This window comes from Streptosporangium minutum (assembly GCF_002149035.1).
GTDB classification, from domain to species: Bacteria; Actinomycetota; Actinomycetes; order Streptosporangiales; family Streptosporangiaceae; genus Streptosporangium; species Streptosporangium minutum.
Genome location: NZ_NGFP01000435.1, coordinates 1 through 3,284, shown reverse-complemented (window position 1 = coordinate 3,284; position 3,284 = coordinate 1). Strand labels below are relative to the sequence as shown.

Genomic DNA, 3,284 nt, shown 5'->3' with positions numbered 1-3,284 from the left:
GAGCAGGCGGGGCGGTGCTGGGCACGCCGGGTCTCCGGGAACGGCGGAGGGCCGCGACGGACTGTCGCGGCCCTCTGCGTGTCTGCGTGGGTACGGCGCCCCGGTGGGGACGGCCCTCAGGCGGGCTCGGCCTCGCCCGTGGCCTGCTCCATGGCCTCCTCGGGAGAGGCCTCCAGGTCGTCGCCGGCCTGGGCCAGCGCCGACTCCTTGTCCAGGCGGACCCAGCTCGTCACGCTCTCGACGGCGAACAGCACGCCCAGGTAGAGCGTGAGCGCGGCCAGCACCCAGGTCAGCACGCCGAGCGCGGCGCCGGCGCCGAGCAGCAGGAGCCGGAGCTCCCAGCCCAGCCCCGCCTTGAACACCCAGTCGGGCGGCCAGATGCTCTGCCGGGTCCGGTACACCGTGTCGTAGGTGTGGTAGCCGACCACGTAGAGCAGCACGAACAGCAGCCACTTGGGCGCGTCGGCCGCCAGGCCGACCAGGATGATCGTGAGGAACTCGGTGGCACGGATCAGCGGCGGGGCCAGCCAGTCGAGCTTGCCCAGGTGGTCGCGGGCCGCGGTCGGCAGCACCAGGAGCACCATGACCACGGCCGGGACCAGCAGGACCGGGCCGTCGTCCAGCATCCCGGTCACCGCCATCGCGATGATCGCCAGTAGCGCGACGAGCGTGGCCGGCACCGGGGGCAGCCCCGGTCCCACCTTGCCGCGCAGCGCCGTCACCAGCGGACCGTCGTCGCGGTAGGCGAGCAGGCGCGCGGTCTGCACGCGCAGCCGTTCCTCGTAGGGGTCCGGAGCGGGGGTGGTCTGCGGCTGGGTGATCATGCGAGCGACCTCATCAGACGTCCGGTGAGCGAGTAGGCGGTGGCGATGCCGCCCCAGATGATCAGCGTGATGAAGGTGACCCGGGCGTCGAAGAAGGCGCTGACGATGGCGATGGCGGCGAAGCGCTCACCGATCGGGAAAACGATCATCTTGCGGGCCCAGTGCACGGCCCGGTTCCTGCCTGCCTTGCTCCACATCTTCAGCAGCCCGCGGATCCCGCCGCTGCGCGCGATCTTGCGCTGCTCCAGCGCCGCCCGGAGGTCGGTGTCGGCGCTGATCGCCAGCGACACCGAGGGCAGCGGCGACGGGGGCTTGCGCCGGTTGGCCGCGCCGAAGGAGAAGTCCAGCAGGTGCTTGATGGACTGCATGGCGAGTGCGACCAGCGCCAGCGTCCACACGTCGCCCACGCCGGAGACGGCCGCGCCGACCGCCAGGCCGGCGAAGACCACGTATTCCTTGAACCGGTCGAAGGTGGCGTCCAGCCACGCGCCGAGCACGCCGAACTTGCGGGCGTAGCGTGCGACCTGCCCGTCCACGCAGTCGAAGACGAAGGCGAAGTAGATCAGGATGCCGCCGGCGACCATCCCGGGCCGCGCGCCGGTGGCGAAGCACGCCGCCGCCGCCACGCCCAGGGCGATGGAGATCAGCGTCACCTGGTTGGGCGTGAGCCCGCGCCGGGCCGCCCAGCGGGCGATGAAGCGCGAGTAGGTGCTGACGAAGTAGGTGGTGAAGAAGCCGTCGGCGCCCTTGACCGCGTTGTTCAGCCGGGCCTTGTCCTCGTTGAACGTGGACATCTCGGCCACTGCCTCGTCGGCCTGCTCCCGGGTGTTCAGCCGGCGGAAGAACAGGTCGCGGCGGCCTCGGGTGCCGACCGAGACGCCCCGCCGTACCAGGCCGAGGACCAGGAGCTGGAGCAGGTCGTCCTCGGGGCCGAGCAGGTGGGCCATGTCGGCCAGCTCGCGGGCGGCCTCGGCCAGCGTGACCGCGTGCTTGTGGTGCAGGTGCAGGGGACCGAGCAGGACGGAGTTGGGCCGGGTCACCGCGTGGTAGGCCGAGCCGACCGAGATCACCCGGGACTTGCTGGCGCGGACCCGGACCGGGAGGCCCTCCAGGGTGCGGTCGCCGATCTCCGGTTCCGCCTCGTCGATCGGGACGTTGGGGACGATCGTGTCGCCGTTCTCGTCCTCCTCGCGGGGCTCCTTGGTGATCAGCGCGAGCGCTCCGCGCTTCGACTTGGTGATCTGGTAGATCAGCTCGTCGTGGATCAGCGAGTTGGCGGGCAGTATGAGCAGGTTCTCGGTGGCGTGCTCGACCGCGTCCGCGACGGCGCGCAGATCGCCGGCCAGGTCGGAGGTCTCGACGAGCCGGCCCGGGAAGCCCCGGTAGGCCGGCGCGTCGCCGGAGCGGGCGATCGTCACCGGTGCGGGGTCGAGCGAGGCGAGCTGACCGTGCAGCTTGCCGATCACAGTGGGGCAGCCGGGGAGCGCGGGCAGAGTCAGCGCGGCGGACGGCGTCGACTGGCCGGAAGCGGCATCGGGGCCGGGCGATGAGCCCAGCAGGACCACGCGGGGCATGGCACCCTTTCGTGCGGGGGCGGGGTAAAACGTGGCGCGGGGAGTTCGCCAGAGGCCAAAGTTTAGTGAGTTTTGGATGAACAACATGCACCCGTGATCCATCTGTGCCACTTGATCATGGTTGAAGCCGTGCCACACGGGGCATCCCACTAGACTGACCAGGTGAGTCTGTACCGTGACGACGGCATCGTGCTGCGCACCCACAAGCTGGGCGAGGCCGATCGCATCGTCACAGTCCTGACCAGGCGCACCGGGAAGATCAGAGGGGTCGCCAAGGGGGTCAGGCGGACCATGTCGCGTTTCGGCGCCCGGCTGGAGCCGTTCACCCACGTGGATCTCCAGCTCCACACCGGCCGCACGCTCGATGTGATCACCCAGGCCGAGACGATCCGCCCGTACGGCGAGGCGCTCGTCACCGACTATCCGCGCTACACCGCGGGCAGCGCGATGCTGGAGACCGCCGACCGGCTGACCCTGGGGGAGAAGGAGCCCGCGCTCCGCCAGTTCCTGCTGCTCGTCGGCGGCCTGCGCACGCTCGGCTCAGGGGAGCACGAGCCCCGGCTGGTCCTCGACGCCTACTTCCTGCGTTCGCTGGCCGTCGCCGGCTACGCCCCCGCCCTGGAGTCGTGCGCCCGCTGCAAGGCGCCCGCGGTGCGGGCGTTCGCCATCGTGGCGGGGGGCGTGGTGTGCGGGGGCTGCCGTCCGGCGGGCGCCGCGGTGCCCGCCGGGGAGACCCTCGCGCTGATGGTCGCGCTGCTGAAAGGCGACTGGCTCACCGCCGACGCCTCCGACGGCCGGCACCGCGCCGAGTGCAGCGGGCTGGTCGCCGCATATCTCCAATGGCACCTGGAGCACGGCATACGCTCTCTCCGACACGTAGAAAGGG

3 protein-coding genes are annotated in these 3,284 nt (G+C 71.3%); 1 reads left to right on the top strand and 2 read right to left on the bottom strand.

From position 1 onward, the window contains the following. Nucleotides 1–116: 116 nt before the first annotated feature. Nucleotides 117–824, bottom strand: a complete 708-nt coding sequence (locus CA984_RS48975) for a DUF5941 domain-containing protein (RefSeq protein ID WP_086579059.1) — start codon at nt 822–824, stop codon at nt 117–119. Next, a complete protein-coding gene (locus CA984_RS48970) occupies nt 821–2,398 on the bottom strand; it encodes a CDP-alcohol phosphatidyltransferase family protein (protein ID WP_086579058.1) in 1,578 nt (525 codons plus the stop codon). The genes CA984_RS48975 and CA984_RS48970 overlap by 4 nt, the downstream gene beginning before the upstream one ends. 162 nt (nt 2,399–2,560) lie before the next feature. On the opposite strand from CA984_RS48970, the gene recO reads away from it, so the two are divergent. Continuing rightward, on the top strand, nt 2,561–3,284 hold a 724-nt coding region (recO, locus tag CA984_RS43170), incomplete at its 3' end, for a DNA repair protein RecO (protein WP_086579057.1).